The sequence below is a fragment of the Sphingomonas jeddahensis genome (assembly GCF_001981525.1).
Taxonomy (GTDB): Bacteria; Pseudomonadota; Alphaproteobacteria; order Sphingomonadales; family Sphingomonadaceae; genus Sphingomonas; species Sphingomonas jeddahensis.
In genome coordinates this window covers 24116-42042 of the sequence record NZ_MPSB01000009.1, presented here as the reverse complement: position 1 = coordinate 42042, position 17927 = coordinate 24116, and the positions used below count along the sequence as shown (strand labels likewise).

The following is a 17927-nucleotide window of genomic DNA, read 5'->3' as shown; positions in this document are numbered from 1 at the left end:
CCGCCGGCCCGCAGACACCGATAACACGATGGCCAGCCATTCGCTCGATCACGCGCTATCGCGACAGGCACCCACGTCGCGCACGGCGGAACGCTATGCACGCGCGGCGATGCTGCTGGCGCTCTACGCGCTTGGCTTCGTCCTGACGCACCGGCTTGCGGCTGCCTGGGGCGGCCACGGCTATTATTCCTTATGGTTTCCTGCCGCCGGCCTTCGCCTTGCGCTGCTGTGGCGCGTGGGCGCGCGGTTCACCTTGCCGATCGCGCTGGTCGAGCTCGCCGTCGATCTCGCCACCGGTGCGGTGGTGGTGACCACGCCCGATTGGCCGCTGGCGGTGTTTGGCGCGGTTCGCCCGGTGATCGCCTATGGTGTCACCGTGTTCGCAATCCGCCAACAACTGTCGCGCCGTGCCGGTCGCGGTGGCGCGCTGTTCACCGCGCCCATGCCGTTCGCGCTCGCCAGCGTGCTGGCGCCGGTCGCTGCCGCGCTTGCTGCCGTTCCGCAGGCGCTGCTGCGGCCCGATCTCACCGGCATCACCGATGTGCAGGCCATGGTGCTGTCGCTCAACGCCTTTGCGATCGGCGATCTGCTCGGCGTGCTGTTGGTTGCCCCGCCGCTGTTGTGGGCGGTGGACCGGCTGAGCGGCCGCCAGCGCGCGCCGCTCCGCGCCCCGCGCATGGCGCTGTTGATGGAGGCTGCCGGGGTGCTCGCCGTTGGGCTAGCGATCGGCGCCGGGCTCGCTTGGATCGACCTTGGCCTGCAACCCGCGCCGGTGCTGGTCGCGATCGCCTGGATCGGGCTGCGTTCAGGCCGGGTCGGCGCCTGGAGCGCGCTGCTGCTGGTCGCCGCGATCGTTCTGCCGATTTCGGCCAACGACATGACTACGCCCGCCCGGCTCCAGCTGCATCTTGGCCTCGCGACGATCGTCGTCACCGGCTATCTCGCCGGCAGCTTCGCCGACGCGCAGGCGCGCGCCCGCGACGATCTTGCCCGGCGCGACCGGCTGCTGTTCCAGGCCGAACGGCTCAAGACATTGCGCGCCATGTCGGTCGCAGTAATCCATGAGATTTCGCAGCCGCTCTCGACGCTGTCGATCGAAGCGCGCCACTTGCACGAATCCGCGCGTGACACCCCGCCTGAGGTCGCCGCCACTGCCGCGCTGATCCACGCCAAGGCAACGCAGCTGTCGGATCTGGTCCGCCGCCTGCGCCGCTATGGCGGGCGCGCGGTGGATGAACCGACGCCGCTGCCGATCAGCATCCTGATGGAAAGCGTGCTCGCGCTCGCCCGCCCCGAACTGTCCGCCGCGGGGGTCGGGCTGGCGGTGGGGACCGTGGACGGCGATCTCGTCGTGCTAGGGCAGGAGGTCGAACTCGCCCAGGCGCTGATGAACCTCCTTCGCAACGCCGCGCAGGCGTGCGGGGCGGGTAGCGAAGTCACGCTGACTGCTGCGCGGGAGGGCACGAACGCGACGCTTACCGTGCTCAACCACTGCGCGCCGGATCAGCCGCCTCAGCCTGGCATGGGCGTCGGCACCCTGGTGGCACGTGCGATCGTGGAAGCACATGGCGGCACGCTGGCGCGCATCACCGATCCAGCCGGCACGGTGCGCGCGACCATTGCCCTTCCGCTTATCGGAGACCGACCATGAACGACCCGATCGTCCATGTGGTGGATGACGATCCCGATCTCGGGGCCAGCGTCGCGCGCCTTCTTCGCCGCCACGGCTTTGCCGCCGAGCCCTTCGTCGATCCCGCCGCGCTGCTCGCCGTCTATGACATCGCGCCGGCGCATTGCATCGTGACCGACGTGATGATGGGCGATTTGGACGGCTTCGCCTTTGCCGATCGGGTACGCGCAATCGACGATGGCGTGGCGATCGTGTTCATGACGGCCTGGCCGACCACTGCCAACGCGGTCGATTCCGTGCGCCGCTACGGTGGGCTAGATTATCTGGAAAAACCGATCGACGAGGATCGCCTACTCGCTGCGGTGACGGAGGGCGTCGCTTGGAGCAAGGCGCGGCGCACCGCTCATGCGCGGACCGCCAACCTTACGCCGCGCGAGCGTCAGGTGTTCGATCTGCTGGTGCAGGGCCATCCCAACAAGGTGGTGGCCGACCGGCTCGGCTTGTCCCCCAAGACGGTGGAGGACCATCGCGCGGCCGTGCTCGCCAAGACCGGCGCCAACGGCCTCGCTCAACTTATCGCTCTTACCAAATGAGACAGACTCATGACCGTTTCCGTCGCACCTCACACTCAGCAACAACGCATGCGTGACGCCCTGACTGAACTCGCAATCCTCGGCGTGCTGGCCGAGCGCACCGAAATCTATCCTTCTCACCTAGTCGGCGAGCTGCGCCGCCGCGCGCCGAGCGTGCCCGCCGAGGCAATCCGGCCGGCGCTAGAGCGACTGTGGCGCGATCGGCGGGTGGCACGGCTGTGGCATCGCTATCTACTGCCCGATCGCGTGCCGGCAGTACGCGCCAAATGGCTGGCGATGATCGACCGCCGCCGCGCCGATCTAGAAGCGCTCGACACCCACGAGGACGGGTATGCCGAGGGCCGCGCCGTCCTGCTCGCCTGGGACGGCTGGCGGGTCGGCAACGGTGAGGCTTGAGCACGTCGTGACGCTCGGGCCCGAAGCAACCGACGAGGACGGGCACACGCCACCGTGCCTCGCCCCGTCCGGTTGCCGGAATCTACCGGCGTAAAGCGTCTCTGGACGCGTCGCGGCGCTTGCTAGCAGCCGCGCCCGATCAATAAGGCTCCACACTCACGCTAGGCCGCCCGCGGACGATCACGCCACGCTCCGCCATCTCCTTCCGGAAGTCATGACGCGCGTCGGCGACCTCGCGCCTATATTCGGCCCAGGCATCGATTCGATCGGCGGGATCGTCGGCCCGCGCCAGATCCTTCCGCAATTCGCGCCGCGCCTCACTCAGGTCAGTCTTATAGTCGAGATAGTGCGAGTTGCTATCGCTATAGATCTCCGCGCGAGATCCACCAATGCGGTCGGCCGATGCCGGTGCCGCAACCACAATCGTCAGGCCGGCGATGGCCAGTGCAGCCATGGTTTTCATACGCCTTACTCCGCTTACCATTTCTACAGGTTCTCAAAACGGCGCGCGTAACAGGTAGGTTCCAATCCAACTGCATGAACTATCCGTTCACATATCTCTCTGAATTGATCTACTTCATGTGCACACACCGCATGCGACCATGCCTGTTCGCGTCATCGCCCGCGTTTCTTCACCCGCATTCAGGCGTCATCGCATGATCTTCCCAGGCGCAGGCATCGCGTAAGCACCCGGAGCGCCCAGCCCTCCGTCGGCACGCACTGTGTAGAACGGCAGCGCACAGGCGGTCGCTTGCCACGCTCGCTTGTTGCAGATGCCGTATGTCCGGCCCAGAAGCGCGGCATGGACTATGTGGCCCTGAAGAATTTCGTCGCTTCGCTGATCACGCCGGCGAACACCGATGCGCTCGCTCATGTCCATGGCGGCATGGCGGTGCTTCTTCTCGCACGGCTGATCACCCGTCGCTCGCTCGCCACCCCCGTCCCGCTCGCCTGCGTCATTGCGCTTCAGTTGCTCAACGAATGTATCGATCGGTACAATCATGGATCATGGCGCTGGCCGGACACGATCGGGGATACGGCCAACACTTTGTTCTGGCCGGTCGTGCTGTTCGTCGGCCTGCGCATCCGTCGTCAGCGCCGCTAGGGTGCCGTGCCCGGCCGCGGCTTGCGAAAGTAGGCCGTAGTTTGAGCCCCTCCTTCAAGATCCAACGTCACGATCAGCACATGCTTGGTGATCGACAAGGCGCCGCCGCCTTTCGCCGCCAACTAGGCAGAACGCCGTTCAGCCGCCGGTCTAGCGGGTGCGTCAGGTCAAGCAGATGGCTGCCGGCGATCTCGCGCCGCTTGCGCCCAACCGGTGGCAGAAGATGTCATCGCGGAGTGATGATGGGTCACCCTGACCCGCCAGACAGCAGGCGAGCAGTTCGGCTTGCGCTGTCTCGGTTCCCCAGTTCTTATGCTCGCGTGGCGCAAAAGAAGCGCCTCACGTGTGGTTGCAGCATAAAGCCGGGTAACAACAAAGCCTTGTCGGGAGCGGATGAACCATGGACCTCGAACTTGCGGGAAAAACGATTTTCGTTGCCGGCGGTAGCCGCGGCATCGGGCTCGGAATCGTCGAGGCATGCTTGGCCGAAGGGGCACGAGTCGCGCTCACCGCCCGCGGGGCGCCGGCGCTGGCCGCGACACACGCCGATCTCGCCCATCGCTTCGGCGCCGAAGCGGTGTGGAGCACCGCGGGAGACATGACTGATCCGGCTGTGGTGGAGGAAACAATGGCCACCGCCGAGGCCGCGCTTGGTCCATTGTGGGGCGCCGTCGCCAACGTCGGTCTTCACCCCTGCCCGCCCGGCTTCGACGTATCCGATTCAGCATGGCGGGGCGGTATGGCGCAAAACCTCGATTCCGCCTTCTTCCTCGCCCGCTCGGCGTTGCGCCGCATGACGGCGCGTGGCGAAGGATCGGTGCTGATGATCGGTTCGATCGCCGGCCTTGCTGCCAAGGGCACGCCGCTCACCTACGGCACCGCCAAGGCCGCGATGGGGCATCTCGCCAAGGAACTGGCGGTGATTGCCGGGCCGAGCGGCGTGCGCGTCAACACGATCGCACCTGGCAACATCATCTTCCCCGGGGGCGACTGGGAAGAACGATCGACTGGCGCGCGTGCCGAGTCCTGGTGGCGCTGGATTCGTCGCGAAGTCCCGATGCAGCGCTTCGGCCGCCCCGAGGAAATCGGCCGCGCGGCGGCGTTCCTGCTCAGCCCGATAGCCAGCTTCATCACCGGCGCAATCCTGCCTGTCGACGGCGGGCAGGACCGGTGATCGCGCACAGCTAAATCGCGCGTCAAATAGGGTGGTCATCCGGCGCGTTCTCGACCACACGTGCCCCGGCGGGACCGTGCCCGCGGCAATGAGCCGCCACGACGCAGCCACTTGGCCGCACCCCGATCCGATTTGTCGTGGCACGCGGCTCACCCCCATCCGGGGCACGCAGGAGGAGAAGCACGTTTGGAGATCGTCACCCTTTGCCTGTTTCTGCTGCTCGCAGTGGTGGTCAGTGGCGTGCTGTCGCGTGTGTTGCCCGCCGCGCTGCCGCGCCCGCTGGTCCAGATTGGGCTCGGCGCGCTGATCGGCACGGCGGCAGGCATCAAGGTTGAGCTCGATCCCGAACTCTTCTTCCTTCTGCTGGTCCCGCCGCTCCTGTTCCTCGACGGCTGGCGCATTCCCAAGGACGAGTTGTTCCGCGATGCCGGGGCTGTGCTTGGCCTGGCGCTCGGCCTGGTCTTCCTCACGGTGCTTGGGCTCGGCCTGTTCATCCACTGGCTGATCCCCGCCATGCCGCTGGCCGTCGCCTTTGCGCTCGCCGCCGTGGTCTCGCCCACCGATCCGATCGCGGTCGGCGCCGTTGCGCAAAAGGTGTCGATTCCCAACCGAATGATGCATATCTTGGAGGGGGAATCGTTGCTCAACGATGCGTCGGGCCTGGTCTGCCTCCGCTTCGCGATCGCCGCTGCGTTGAGCGGGGTCTTCTCGCTCCCTGCGGCGCTTGGCACCTTTGCCTGGATGGCGCTGGGCGGCGTCGCCGCTGGTGTCGGCGTCACCTGGCTGGCGATCAACGGCAAGTTCCTGGTGGCACGCCATTTCGGCGACGATGTCGGGTCCAACGTGCTGGTCAGCCTGCTGATCCCGTTCGGCGCTTATCTGGCGGCCGAACATGTCCATGCCTCGGGCGTGCTCGCCGCCGCCGCGGCCGGCATCGCCATGACGTTCGTCGGCACCAGCACCGCCGTTGGTGCCGCCACCCGCATCCGCCGCCGCGCGGTGTGGGACATGCTGCAATTCACCCTGAACGGCGTCATCTTCGTGCTGCTCGGCGAACAATTGCCCAGCCTGTTCGAAGGCGCGGCCGCAGCGCTGGCCGGCACCGGGCACGACAATCGCTGGTGGTTGCTCGTTTATGTCGCCGCCATCGTCGCCGTGCTCGCCGCGCTTCGTTACTTGTGGGTATGGGTTTCGCTGAAACTCACGCTTTTTCGCGCACGCCGGCAGGGGAATGACGCGGCGGCCAGCCCTCCGCGCCGGGTGGTCGCCGCCATGTCGGTCGCCGGCGCGCGCGGCGCGATCACTCTCGCCGGCGCCCTGACGCTGCCGCTTGCGATGCCCGACGGCACGCCCTTTCCGGCGCGCGATCTCGTCATCCTGCTCGCTTCGGGCGTGATCCTCGCTTCGCTGATCATCGCCGCCGTCGGCCTGCCGCTGTCGCTCCGCAACCTGCGCCTGCCACCCGAGGAAGGCGCAGCGGCAGAGCGCGACCGAGTACGCACGCTGACCGCCAAGGCGGCGATCGCCGAAATCGAACGCGCTCAGCACGAATTGTGCGGAGACGGCGACGATGCCGATCGGTACACCGATGTCGCCGCCCGGCTGATGGCGCAATATCGCGAACGGATCGACAGCATCGGCGCCGACCAGGGACATCGGGACGAACAGGCGCAAGCGCGTGTCATCGAACGCAAGTTGCACTTGGCAGGCGTCCGCGCCGAGCGCCGCACGTTGCTCGACCTTGCGCAGCGGCGCGAGGTCGGCCTAAGCCTCGCCGACCAGCTCGGCCGCGATCTCGACCTCGTCGAAGCGCGCCTCACCCGCCTCGAAGCCTGATAACACATGGTCCACAAAAGCTGGGGCAGCCCCCCACCACTTCCCTCCGCGCCGCCGACGCGCACCGACGCCACCTTTACCCGCCTGGAAGCGCGCGCCGCGGCCCGCGAGGCACAGGCACGTGAACGCGAAGCCGCGCGCCAGGCCAAGCGGCAGGCCGATGCCGAGCTGGCTGCCAGCGATCCACATCGCGCCGCCGCGCAACGCTGTCGCGGCTCCGGGCGCAAGGACATCGTGCGCGAACAACGCGATACGAGCGGCTACGCGATGATCCTCAACCCCGATCGCGTTCGCGCCCTCGCGCAGCGCGGCGCCTCGCCCGCCGGCATCGCCGCAGCATTCGACGTGCCGGTCGACGACATCGCCGCCATCCTCGCGCAAGGCGATTGACGGGAACGGACTGGCAGAACAGCAATCCACCGAACGGCGACGCGTTAGCTGCGGCGTCCGGCTCGATCACATCGAGGGCCGCCGCCATGTCCCTGTCACTGCCCGAAGGGCAGAACCCGGCCGCGGCGGGGTAGCTGGTGTAGCGCGGCACGGTAGGCGCGAGCAGACAGGCTGAAAGCGCCACATGACGCGCCGCCTGCGCAAGCGCCTCCGGTCGGTGCCTGACCAGCGCCAACCATCCGCTCGTCCGGCGTTTACCCCCGTAGAGGCAGACGGCGCGCGGGCGGCGGCCGGGAGCCCGCCGCTACCGGTCAGTTGCTGTCGGAATCATCGTCATTGTCATCAACGACGAGATAGATGCCACCAGCGACAATCACGGCGGCCAGCAGGGCCGGCAGAATCGCACCGCCTGCGAGCCGATCGGCCTTGTTGGTGGGCGTCCCGGCGCGCACCGACTTGGCGACCGACAGCTTCGAGGCCGGCGAGGCCGCCGGTGCCGCCGATGCCGCGACCGGCGCAAGGACAAGCGCGCTTGCCGCCAGCCCACTAAGAAATTTTGGAACCATTCCCAGTCTCCAATCCACCAGCGTCGCCCGTGCGACGCGCCGGTGTAACGACGGAAGCGCGCAGAAGACCCATCACCGCACGATTTTGTGCACCACTGTGCCCTTCAGACCGCACCCTACTGCCCAGCCAGTCCGGGCGAAGTGCCTGCCGCTCGCTACGCCACGCTGGTGCCGCCCGCGATCGGCTCTACCCGCTCGCGCCGCCGCGGCGCGGTGGCGATCAGGTACAGGCCGCCCGCGATCATCGGCAGGCACAGCACTTGCCCCATATGGATCGTCGTCGCGAAGATCGTGCCGGCGAATTGCGAATCCGGCTCGCGGAAGAATTCCACGGTGAACCGCGCCAGGCCGTAACCGAGCAGGAACAGCCCGGTCAGCTTGCCGGGCTGATACCGCGCATTGGTCCGCCAGAAGAAGAACCACAGCAACGTGAACAGGGCGATCCCTTCCAGCCCCGCCTCATAGAGCTGGCTCGGGTGGCGCGCCGGCTCGGGCACGCCCGTCGGCACCGTACGGTCGAACACAATGGCCCAGGGAAGGTTCGCGGGCTTGCCCCACAATTCGCCGTTCACGAAATTCGCCAGCCGACCGAAGAACAGGCCGAACGGCACCACACAGGCGACGTAATCGTGGATGCGCAGCCAGTTGAGCCCGTTCTTTCGCGCGAACAGGATGATCGCCAGGCTGGTGCCGATCACCCCACCGTGGAAACTCATGCCGCCATCCCACAGCCTGAAGATCCGCAACGGGTGCAGGATCATGTCGGGCGCGTAGAACAGCACATAGCCGACCCGCCCGCCCAGGATGATGCCGAGCGTGGCATAGAAGACCAGATCGTCAGCATGCCGCCGCGCCATCGGCGCGCCTGGCTGGTCGAGCAATTTGAGCAGATACCACCAACCGATGACGATGCCGGCGATATAGGCCAGGCTGTACCAGCGCAGCGTAAAGAAGCCGATCGAGAAGACATCCGGGTGCAGCCCCAGGTCCTCGAAGCGAATGTGGCCAGCGGCTGCCGCGGCAGCAATCATTTGAGGCAGGATCAAGGCTTTTCCCTTCGGCGTCACGCCTCCATAAGGGTGCCAAAGGCCAAGACCAAGACCAAGACCAAGCGGAGAGAAGAATGAAGACCGAACTGGACCTCAAGATGGACGCGACCATGGCCGCGTTGACGGGAGAGGGCGGTCCGCTTGCGCTCGGTACGACCGAACGGTTCGGCCAGACGCTGCCGATGATCGCGGGCGCGCCGCCGACGCTGCCGGCCTATTTCGCGCATTATTCGCAGCAGCATGCCGCTACCGAATTCCTGGTCTCGGGCGACGAGCGGCTGACCTACGCCGATGTCTATGCTCGTGCCGAGAAGGTTGCGGCCGCGCTGGTCGGCGGTTTCGGCGTGAAGAAGGGCGACCGCGTCGGCATCGCCGCACGCAACTCCACCTCGTGGATCGTCCTCTACATGGGCATCCTGATGGCCGGCGGCGTTGCGACGCTGCTCAACGGCTGGTGGCAGTCGGAGGAGCTTCAGGCGGGCGTCGACGATGTCGGCTGCACCCTGGTCTTCGCCGATCCGCCGCGCTGCAAGCGGCTCGCGGATCTTGCCGGACTCAAGGCGACGGTGGTCGAGTTCGACGACCTCCAGCCGATCGACGCCGCACTTGCGCCGATCCTCGCCAAGGTGGGTGATGGCGCTGCCGATCTGCCGCAGGTCGGCCCGGACGATCACGCCACCATCCTCTTCACCTCGGGCTCGACCGGCCAGTCGAAGGGCGCGTTGTCGACCCACCGCCAGGTAACGCAGGGTGTGTTCAACTATCTCGGCTCCGCGCTGATGATGATGGCGATCGGTGCGCAGGAAGGCGTGGTGACCAACCAGTATCAACCCTCGACGCTGCTCAACCTGCCGCTGTTCCACGTCACTGCCGAAGTGCCGGTGTTCCTCCAGTCGTTTGCCATTGGCCGCAAGCTGGTGCTGATGCCCAAGTGGAACGCCGAAGAGGCGATGCGGCTGATGGATCGGGAGAAGATCACCTATTTCGTCGGCGTGCCGCTGATGAGCTTCGAGATCCTCAACCACCCCAACCGGCATCAGTATGACCTGTCGAGCGTCGCCGATTTCGCCGCCGGCGGCGCGCCACGGCCGGTCGAGCACGTCAACCGTATTGAGCAGGAAATGGAGGGCAAGCCGCTGATCGGCTATGGCCTGACCGAGACGAATGGCGTCGGCACCGGAAATTGGCGCACCAACTACCTCGCCAAGCCGAACTCCGCGGGGCGTCCCTCGATGCCGCTGGTCGATCTTGCGATCCTCGACGATGCCGGGGCGCCCGTGCCGCAGGGCGAGCGCGGCGAAGTGGCGATTCGTTCGGTAGCCTGCTTCCAGGAATATTGGGGCAAGCCGGAAGCGACCGCGGAGGCTTACACTGCCGATGGTTACTTCCGCACCGGGGACATCGGCTATCTCGATGAGGATGGTTATCTCTTCATCGTCGATCGCAAAAAGGACATCATCATCCGTGGCGGCGAAAACATTAGCTGTCAGGAGGTGGAGGATGCGCTGTACCAGCATCCCGACGTCGCCGAAGCCGCTGTCTTCGGCCTGCCGGACGAGCGCTACGGCGAAGTGCCTGGCGCGGTAGTACATCTGTCAACGCCGGGCGCTGTGACGGTGGACGATATCTGCGCCTTCCTGACCCAGCATATCGCCGCCTTCAAGGTGCCGCAGCGCATCTGGCTGGCCGATGAGGCGCTACCCCGGCTGGGTACGGAGAAGATCGACAAGGTGAGCCTGCGGACGAAGTACCGCGCCTTGGCGGCCACGGAGGCCGCGGCGGCGGCCTAAGGCCGTCAGTCATTCCGGCCTCGCGCCGGGATCCGACGTGCCGCGAACGCTGGCGCTCATTGTCGAGCACCAGCGCCCGCGGGAGCCATGGATCCCGGGTCAAGCCCGGGATGACGATGGTGTGTTGAGCGAAGGTGCGTCCCTATCGCATGCCGGCCTTGTGCCGGCACCCAGGGTGCCGTCTATTCACCGGCGGGAGGGTTCGCAAACGGCTGGATGCCGGGGCCAGCCTGGCATGACGGGCGTGGTTCCGTCACCGCCACCCGAGCGCCGGCGCCACCTGCGTCAGGATGCTCTCCAGCACATGCGCATTGTAATCCACGCCGAGCTGGTTGGGCACCGTCAGCAGCAACGTATCCGCCTCCGCAATCCCCTCATCAGCGCGCAACTGCTCGATCAGCCGGTCCGGCTCCGCGGCGTAGGAACGCCCGAACACCGCCCGCATATTGTCGATCACGCCGATCTGGTCGCTGTCGTCGCCACGCCCGAAATAGGCGCGATCCTGATCGTTCACCAACGCAAAGATCGACCGCGACACCGACACCCGGGGCTCGCGCTTGTGCCCCGCTTCCTGCCACGCGGCACGATAGGCCCGGATCTGTTTCGCCTGCTGAACGTGAAACGGCTCGCCGCTCTCGTCGGCCTTCAGCGTGGAGCTTTGCAGGTTCATGCCCTTCTTCGCCGCCCACACGGCGGTGGCATCCGCGCCGGAGCCCCACCAGATCCGCTCGCGCAGCCCTTCGGAGAACGGCTCCAGCCTAAGCAGCCCTGGGGGGTTGGGGAACATCGGCCGCGGGTTGGGCCGGGCGAAGCCTTGGCCCTTGAGCAGCTCGAAGAACACTTCGCCATGCCGCCGCCCCATGTCGGCGTCGCTTTCGCCCCCAGCGGGCACATAGCCGAAGTGGCGCCAGCCCTCGATCACCTGCTCGGGCGAGCCGCGGCTGATGCCGAGCTGCAGCCGCCCGCCGCTGATCAGGTCCGCGGCGCCGGCATCCTCCGCCATGTAGAACGGATTCTCGTAGCGCATGTCGATCACGCCCGTGCCGATCTCGATCCGCTTGGTGCGCGCACCCACCGCGGCGAGCAGCGGAAAGGGCGAGGCGAGCTGCTGCGCGAAATGGTGGACCCGAAAATAGGCGCCATCCACGCCCAATTCCTCCGCCGCCACCGCTAGGTCGATCGACTGGAGCAGCACGTCGCTGGCCGAGCGCGTCGCCGAATGCGCGCTGTTCGACCAGTGGCCGAAGGACAGAAAACCGATCTTCTTCATGGAATCATCCTCGTGCCGGCGCCGGTGCGCCAAGCTATCTCGGGGATGATATGGGCGACGGCCGCGCCGCACCAAGTCGGCGAACGGAGACGCTGCGTTTCGTACCGCCGCCCTGCCGCCGGTCGACGCGTCAGAACGGCAGCCAGTTCGATTTCTGGGTGAACTTCATATAGCCGACGTTGACGCCCGCCCGATAACCGACACCGAGCCGCACCGGGATCAGCACGACATTGCCACGCCGCAGGTAGGTCGCGGCAAACCCGCCGACGAAATACAGCCGGCCCTCTGCAGCTGGGAACCGGCGGTAAAGATCGGCGGTATCGTACAGGTTGTACACCAGCACGAACACCTTGTTGGCATCGCCGCCCACGTCGAAGCCGATCGACGGCCCGGTCCAATAGACCGGCATTTGCCCCTCGACCTTGTGCGTCATGATGCCCGAGCCGTAGCGCAGCCCCACGACGAACGCGCCTGCCGCCTCGCGGCCGGCGATATAGGCGTTGGGCTCGCCCTGTTCGGACAGGATCTTTTCGATGATCGAGGCGAAGCCTTCGGCGCCCTTGCCGAACACGCCTTCGCCCGCACCGATCAGATCGTCGCGCTTGAAGGTGGTGGCGGCATCAGTGGTCGCTTCCGCGCGTGCCTCCGCGCCGGGCGTGCGGGGCGCCGGGGCGGGCACAGGCGCGGGCAATGGCGCCTCCAGCGGCGGCGCGTCCTGATCGGGCGTGTCCTGCGTGTAGGTTGGTTCGCGGTACGTCTCGGCCGGCGTCTGCGCGCGTGTCGGCGCCGGCGGGACACGCGGCCCATCGAGATCGCCGTCGATCGACTGATTGGGATCGATGGTGCGGACCTGCGCGGGTGCGGCCCCGCTCACCATTGTGGCGATCAGCCCCATGGCGATCATGAACTTGCGCATCGTACATTCCCCCGGGCAGGCCCCGTTTCAGCGCACTATAAACAAGTGCCAGCTTGCACGGCAATGAACGGCGCGGCGGGCGGAGTCGACCATGCGCCGGAGTGAATCGTCGTGCATGATGCCGGCAAGTGTTGATCGACCCCGCACGCCTCGCTATAGCCGCGCTTCCGCCAGGCCCGGAGACGTGGGTGAGTGGCTGAAACCAACGCTTTGCTAAAGCGTCGTACGGGAAACCGTACCGAGGGTTCGAATCCCTCCGTCTCCGCCACCTCCGCTGTCTTTCCTGCGCGAATCTACCAAGCCGCCCCTGTCACCCACGGTAGGCTTGGCGATCAGCGCCTGCAGCGCGATGGATCTCGGCCCGAACTCTGGCGTGCGAACCGGTGATCGGCTCATCGCTTGATGCGCAGCTTCCCCAGGAAATCCTTCTTGCCGAGCGGCACGCCCTGCGCCCGCAGGATCGCATAGGCGGTGGTGGCGTGGAAATAGAAGTTGGGCTGCGAAAAGGAGAGCAGGAACTGTCCGCCGGTGAACGGCAGCTTCAGGTCGCCCATCGAGAACTGCGTCTCGCGTTCAGCCAGCGCGTCGAATTCGGCACGGTCGACGGCCTGCAAAGTGGCGATCGCATCGCCGATCAGCGCGTGAAGTTCGGCGAAACCAGTCGGCCAAGGCTTCATGCTCGGCGAAAAGTTTCCACCGCGCACCCCTTCGATGCCGCCGATCGAATGGTCCGCACACGATTTCACCTGATAGCCGAAGGGCAGCATGTCGGACGCCAACCGCGCGTCGATCAGCTCCGCCGGCAGCATCCCGCAATCGCCCGCAAACGACTCAGCCTTGTCGAGCAGCGCATCGACGGCACCCAGGATCTGCAAATTCGACGGGATCACTGCGTCATAAAGCGAAAGCGTCATCGTCCTGCCCCCAATTTCCGTTTATGGTCGCGCAACGCTATATCCCCGGCAAAGCCGATAGGAAGCCTAGATGTCGATCCGCCCCTGGCGTGATATTCACCGCCGCCAAAGCCGCCAGATCATGGTCGGCAATGTTCCCGTCGGCGGCGATGCGCCCGTCACCGTGCAGACGATGACCAACACGCCGACCGACGACGTGCGCGCCACAATCGACCAGATTCGGCGCTGCGAGGACGCCGGCGTCGACATCATCCGCGTCAGCTGCCCCGACGTGCCCTCGACCGCTGCGCTGAAGCAGATCGTGCGCGCCTCGCGCGTGCCGATCGTCGCGGACATCCATTTCCACTACAAGCGCGCGCTGGAGGCGGCGGACGCTGGCGCGGCCTGCCTGCGGATCAATCCGGGCAACATCGGATCGGCCGATCGCGTGAACGAAGTGGTCAACGCCGCCAAGGCCAATGGCTGCTCGATTCGCATCGGGGTGAACGCCGGGAGCCTCGAGAAGGACCTGCTCGAGAAATATGGCGAGCCCTGCCCCGAAGCCTTGGTCGAGTCGGCGCTCGACCATATCAAGCTGTTGCAGGATCGCGACTTCCACGAGTTCAAGGTGGCGGTAAAGGCGTCCGACATCTTCCTGGCGGTCGCGGCGTACCAGCAGCTCGCCGAAGCGGTGGACTGCCCCCTTCACCTGGGCATTACCGAGGCGGGCGGGTTCGTCGGCGGCACGGTGAAGAGCGCGATCGGGATCGGCTCGCTGCTGTGGTACGGCATCGGTGACACGATCCGCGTCTCGCTCTCGGCCGAGCCCGAAGAGGAAGTGCGCGTCGGGTTCGAGATCCTGAAGGCGCTCGGAATCCGCAATCGCGGCGTGCGCGTGGTGAGCTGCCCAAGCTGCGCGCGACAGGGCTTTGACGTGATCCGCACCGTGCAGACGCTGGAGGAACGGTTGCAGCACATCCGCACGCCGATGTCGCTGTCGGTGCTCGGCTGCGTTGTCAACGGGCCAGGCGAGGCGCGCGAGACCGACATTGGCCTCACCGGCGGCGGCAATGGCAAGCATATGGTGTATCTGTCGGGTGTGACCGACCATGTCGTGCAGGACGAGGGGATGATCGACCATATCGTCCGGCTGGTCGAGGCCAAGGCGGCGGAGCTTGAGGCTGCAGGCGAAGCGACGAAAGTGGCGGCGGAATAGCCTGGCGCACGAAAGTGGTGCTTTCGTGCGGTGTTGGTGAGGGAGCGCTTGCCCTCCCTTCTTCGTCACCACGGACTTGATCCGGGGTCCCGCTTCTTCTTTCGGCGGGGCGAAAGGTAGCGGGCTCCCGGGGCAAGCCCGGGGTGACGGGAATGGTGGGAAGTTCAGCCCGTTGAAAACCAATCCTCGCTGTTGAAAGCGGGTGGGGCATCCGATAGGCCCGCCGCCAACAAGGAGAGCGGAACACCATCCCCGGCCGCATCTCCGCCTTGCAGGAGTTAACGCCCATGACCCCCAGCACCGGACTGCGCCGCGCCGCCATTGTCGCGCCCATCCGCACCGCCGTCGGCAAGTTCGGCGGCAGCCTGTCCTCACTCGGCGCGGGGCAGCTGGGCGCGACGATCATCAAGGCGCTGATCGAGCGGACGAAGATTGATCCGACGCGCGTCGACGACGTCGTCTTCGCGCAGGGCTATGGCAATGCCGAGGCGCCGGCGATCGGGCATTGGTCGTGGCTCGCCGCGGGGCTGCCGCTGGAGGTGCCGGGCTATCAGCTCGACCGCCGCTGCGGCTCCGGGCTTCAGGCGGTGATCGATGCGGCGATGATGGTGCAGACCGGCGCGTCCGACGTGGTGGTCGCTGGCGGCTGCGAGAGCATGAGCAACGTCGAACATTACACCACCGATGTGCGCAAGGGCATGCGCGCCGGCAATCTGACGCTGCACGATCGCCTGACGCGCGGGCGGCTGATGAGCCAGCCGGTCGAGCGGTTCGGCGTCATCTCGGGCATGATCGAGACGGCAGAGAATCTCGCCAAGGATTACGAAATCACCCGCGAGGAAGCCGACGCCTATGCCGTCCGCTCGCACCAGCGCGCCACCGCAGCGTGGGAGAAGGGGCTGTTCGCCGACGAGCTGGTGCCGGTCGCGGTGCCGCAGAAGAAGGGCGAGGCGATCATCTTCGACCGCGACGAGGGCTATCGCCCGGACGCGACGATGGAGTCGCTGGGCAAGCTGCGCGCGCTGGAGGGCGGCGTGGTGACCGCCGGCAACGCCAGCCAGCAGAACGACGCCGCCGCCGCCTGCCTCGTCGTTGCCGAGGACAAGCTGGAGGAACTTGGGCTGGAGCCGATCGCGTGGTTCCATTCCTGGGCGGCGGCGGGGTGCGACCCGTCGCGCATGGGGATCGGGCCGGTGCCGGCGGTCGAGCGGCTGTTCTCGCGCAACGGCCTCGGCTGGGACGATATCGACCTCGTCGAGCTCAACGAGGCCTTCGCGCCGCAGGTTCTCGCGGTGCTCAAGGGCTGGGGCTGGAGCAAGGACGACAGCCGCAACGACATCCTCAACGTCAACGGCTCGGGCATTTCGCTCGGCCACCCGATCGGTGCGACCGGCGGGCGGATCCTTGCCAACCTGACGCGCGAGTTGGTGCGCCGCGACGGCCGCTATGGCCTCGAGACGATGTGCATCGGCGGCGGCCAGGGGATCGCCGCGATCTTCGAGCGCGCGTGATGCTGCAGGCGGCGCTGGCGGCGGCGCAGCGCTATCGCGACGACGCCCGCGCGGCGCTGGCGGCGCGGCTGGAGGCGGCACCGATCGATGCCGAGCAGCGCGCCGGCCATGGCTTCGCCTGGGTCGCGACCACCGTGGCGGCGCTGGAGGCGGTGCACGGATGGGCGAGTGACAGCCCGATCGACACGCTGGTGGCGCGGCTGGCGTTTCAGGAGGGCGTGGCGCAGCTCGTCGGCGGACTGCCGATGGGGCAGAACGAGCTGTTCCGGCCGGCCGACTTGGGGCTGGGCGCCGAGGCGCGCACGCTCGCCGATGCCTGCGCGGACCTGCTCGATCGCGATTCCGCGGCCGATCGTCGTGCGCTGGCCGATCGGCTCGCGGCTGGCGAATGGCCGAGCGAGACGCTGCACGACCCAGAACTCGACGCGATTCGCGACCAGTTCCGCCGCTTCACCGCCGCCGAGATCGTCCCGCATGCGCATAGCTGGCACCTCGCCAACGCTCTGATCCCCGACACGACGGTGGCGAAGATGGCGGATCTCGGCACGTTCGGGGTGTGCATTCCGGAGAGCTATGGCGGGCTGGGCCTGTCCAAGCTGGTGATGTGCATCGTCACCGAGGAACTGTCGCGCGGGTGGATCGGGGCCGGGTCGCTCGGCACGCGGTCCGAGATCGCGGGTGAGCTGATCGCGGGGTCGGGGACGGAAGCGCAAAAGGCCGCCTGGCTGCCGCGCATCGCGAGCGGCGAGGTGCTGCCGACGGCGGTGTTCACCGAGCCTGATGTGGGCAGCGACCTTGGCTCGCTGCAGACGCGAGCGCGACTCGAAGGTGACGGCTGGCGGATTGACGGCGCCAAGACGTGGATCACCCATGCCGCCCGGTCGGACCTGATGACGCTGCTCGCCCGCACGCTCCCCGACGCCAAGGGCTATGCGGGCCTTTCGATGCTGCTGGTGCCGAAGCCACGCGGAACGGAGGGCGACCCCTTTCCCGCCCCCGGCATGTCGGGGAGCGAGATTGAAGTTCTCGGCTATCGCGGGATGCGCGAATATGCGCTGTCGTTCGATGGCATGGCGGCGCCCGACGACGCGCTGCTCGGCGGCGAGGAGGGCCAGGGCTTCAAGCAGCTGATGCGCACCTTCGAGGGCGCGCGGATCCAGACCGCGGCGCGCGCCGTCGGCGTGGCGCGGCGGGCGCTTGAGCTGGGGCTCGCCTATGCGCTCGACCGCAAGCAGTTCGGCCGCGCGATCATCGGCTTCCCGCGCGTGTCCGACAAGCTCGCGATGAGCCTGGTCGATCTGATCACCGCGCGCGAGCTCACCTATGCCGCGGCACGCGCCAAGGATTCGGGCAAGCGCTGCGACATCGAGGCGGGGATGGCGAAGCTCCTCGCCGCACGCGCGGCATGGAGCAATGCCGATGCCTCGCTGCAGATCCACGGCGGCAACGGCTATGCGCTGGAATTCGAGATCAGCCGCGTGCTGTGCGACGCGCGCATCCTCAACATCTTTGAGGGGGCAGCGGAGATCCAGGCGCAGGTGATCGCGCGCGGGCTGGTGTCGGCGCGAAATTGAGCCTCCCTTCGTCACCCC

Annotated in this window: 17 protein-coding genes and 1 tRNA gene; 12 read left to right on the top strand and 6 right to left on the bottom strand. The window is 67.0% G+C overall.

The annotated features are described in order from the left end of the window. Positions 1 to 28: 28 nt before the first annotated feature. Genes SPHI_RS10405 through SPHI_RS10395 form a run of 3 tightly spaced genes read left to right on the top strand, consistent with a single transcriptional unit; the run spans position 29 to position 2619 of the window. Positions 29 to 1651 (top strand): sensor histidine kinase, encoded by a 1623-nt coding sequence (locus tag SPHI_RS10405; RefSeq protein ID WP_083719933.1) that lies wholly within the window; start codon positions 29 to 31, stop codon positions 1649 to 1651. Beyond that, positions 1648 to 2223, top strand: coding sequence for a response regulator transcription factor (locus tag SPHI_RS10400; RefSeq protein WP_076744873.1), 576 nt, complete (start codon positions 1648 to 1650; stop codon positions 2221 to 2223). Before SPHI_RS10405 ends, SPHI_RS10400 begins: the two co-directional genes overlap by 4 nt. A gap of 48 nt (positions 2224 to 2271) precedes the next feature. Beyond that, entirely contained in the window at positions 2272 to 2619 is a 348-nt protein-coding gene (locus SPHI_RS10395) for a hypothetical protein (RefSeq protein WP_076744872.1), read from the top strand. Between the two features lie 139 nt (positions 2620 to 2758). On the opposite strand, the gene SPHI_RS10390 is transcribed toward SPHI_RS10395, so the two are convergent. Then, positions 2759 to 3073 carry a hypothetical protein gene (locus tag SPHI_RS10390; protein WP_144036187.1) on the bottom strand — a complete coding sequence of 105 codons (315 nt, stop codon included), beginning with the start codon at positions 3071 to 3073 and terminating at the stop codon, positions 2759 to 2761. Positions 3074 to 3421: 348 nt separating this feature from the next. On the opposite strand from SPHI_RS10390, the gene SPHI_RS10385 reads away from it, so the two are divergent. The 4 genes from SPHI_RS10385 to SPHI_RS10370 all read left to right on the top strand — a co-directional run bounded on the left by SPHI_RS10385 (position 3422) and on the right by SPHI_RS10370 (position 7124). Next, positions 3422 to 3724, top strand: a complete 303-nt coding sequence (locus SPHI_RS10385; RefSeq protein WP_076744870.1) for a hypothetical protein — start codon at positions 3422 to 3424, stop codon at positions 3722 to 3724. A 400-nt stretch (positions 3725 to 4124) separates the two neighbouring features. After that, on the top strand, positions 4125 to 4898 hold the full coding sequence (locus SPHI_RS10380; protein ID WP_076744869.1) for an SDR family NAD(P)-dependent oxidoreductase: 774 nt from the start codon (positions 4125 to 4127) through the stop codon (positions 4896 to 4898). A 186-nt stretch (positions 4899 to 5084) separates the two neighbouring features. Next, positions 5085 to 6734, top strand: a complete 1650-nt coding sequence (locus SPHI_RS10375; RefSeq protein ID WP_198927858.1) for a Na+/H+ antiporter — start codon at positions 5085 to 5087, stop codon at positions 6732 to 6734. A 6-nt stretch (positions 6735 to 6740) separates the two neighbouring features. Continuing rightward, a complete protein-coding gene (locus SPHI_RS10370; protein WP_076744868.1) occupies positions 6741 to 7124 on the top strand; it encodes a hypothetical protein in 384 nt (127 codons plus the stop codon). Between the two features lie 311 nt (positions 7125 to 7435). Here the strand turns inward: SPHI_RS10370 and SPHI_RS10365 are convergent, their stop codons facing one another. Continuing rightward, complete coding sequence (locus SPHI_RS10365) at positions 7436 to 7690, bottom strand: hypothetical protein (protein ID WP_076744867.1); 255 nt, start codon at positions 7688 to 7690, stop codon at positions 7436 to 7438. Positions 7691 to 7845: 155 nt separating this feature from the next. Further along, positions 7846 to 8721 carry a prolipoprotein diacylglyceryl transferase gene (gene lgt, locus SPHI_RS10360; protein WP_076744866.1) on the bottom strand — a complete coding sequence of 292 codons (876 nt, stop codon included), beginning with the start codon at positions 8719 to 8721 and terminating at the stop codon, positions 7846 to 7848. 92 nt (positions 8722 to 8813) lie between these two features. Between lgt and SPHI_RS10355 the strand changes: the two genes are divergently transcribed. Continuing rightward, a complete protein-coding gene (locus tag SPHI_RS10355; RefSeq protein WP_076744865.1) occupies positions 8814 to 10529 on the top strand; it encodes a class I adenylate-forming enzyme family protein in 1716 nt (571 codons plus the stop codon). 253 nt (positions 10530 to 10782) lie between these two features. Here the strand turns inward: SPHI_RS10355 and SPHI_RS10350 are convergent, their stop codons facing one another. Next, positions 10783 to 11799, bottom strand: a complete 1017-nt coding sequence (locus tag SPHI_RS10350) for an LLM class flavin-dependent oxidoreductase (RefSeq protein WP_076744864.1) — start codon at positions 11797 to 11799, stop codon at positions 10783 to 10785. A 130-nt stretch (positions 11800 to 11929) separates the two neighbouring features. Next, positions 11930 to 12715, bottom strand: a complete 786-nt coding sequence (locus tag SPHI_RS10345) for a DUF1134 domain-containing protein (RefSeq protein WP_076744863.1) — start codon at positions 12713 to 12715, stop codon at positions 11930 to 11932. Positions 12716 to 12893: 178 nt separating this feature from the next. On the opposite strand from SPHI_RS10345, the gene SPHI_RS10340 reads away from it, so the two are divergent. Continuing rightward, positions 12894 to 12983 (top strand) — tRNA-Ser (locus SPHI_RS10340). A gap of 124 nt (positions 12984 to 13107) precedes the next feature. On the opposite strand, the gene SPHI_RS10335 is transcribed toward SPHI_RS10340, so the two are convergent. Next, positions 13108 to 13629: a DUF1993 domain-containing protein gene (locus SPHI_RS10335; RefSeq protein ID WP_076744862.1), complete on the bottom strand. Its 522-nt coding sequence runs from the start codon at positions 13627 to 13629 to the stop codon at positions 13108 to 13110. Between the two features lie 70 nt (positions 13630 to 13699). On the opposite strand from SPHI_RS10335, the gene ispG reads away from it, so the two are divergent. The 3 genes from ispG (at position 13700) to SPHI_RS10320 (ending at position 17909) form a co-directional block, all read left to right on the top strand. Next, on the top strand, positions 13700 to 14824 hold the full coding sequence (ispG, locus tag SPHI_RS10330) for a flavodoxin-dependent (E)-4-hydroxy-3-methylbut-2-enyl-diphosphate synthase (RefSeq protein ID WP_076744861.1): 1125 nt from the start codon (positions 13700 to 13702) through the stop codon (positions 14822 to 14824). A gap of 287 nt (positions 14825 to 15111) precedes the next feature. After that, positions 15112 to 16335: an acetyl-CoA C-acetyltransferase gene (locus SPHI_RS10325; RefSeq protein WP_076744860.1), complete on the top strand. Its 1224-nt coding sequence runs from the start codon at positions 15112 to 15114 to the stop codon at positions 16333 to 16335. After that, positions 16335 to 17909 carry an acyl-CoA dehydrogenase family protein gene (locus SPHI_RS10320; protein ID WP_076744859.1) on the top strand — a complete coding sequence of 525 codons (1575 nt, stop codon included), beginning with the start codon at positions 16335 to 16337 and terminating at the stop codon, positions 17907 to 17909. Before SPHI_RS10325 ends, SPHI_RS10320 begins: the two co-directional genes overlap by 1 nt. Positions 17910 to 17927 lie beyond the last annotated feature (18 nt).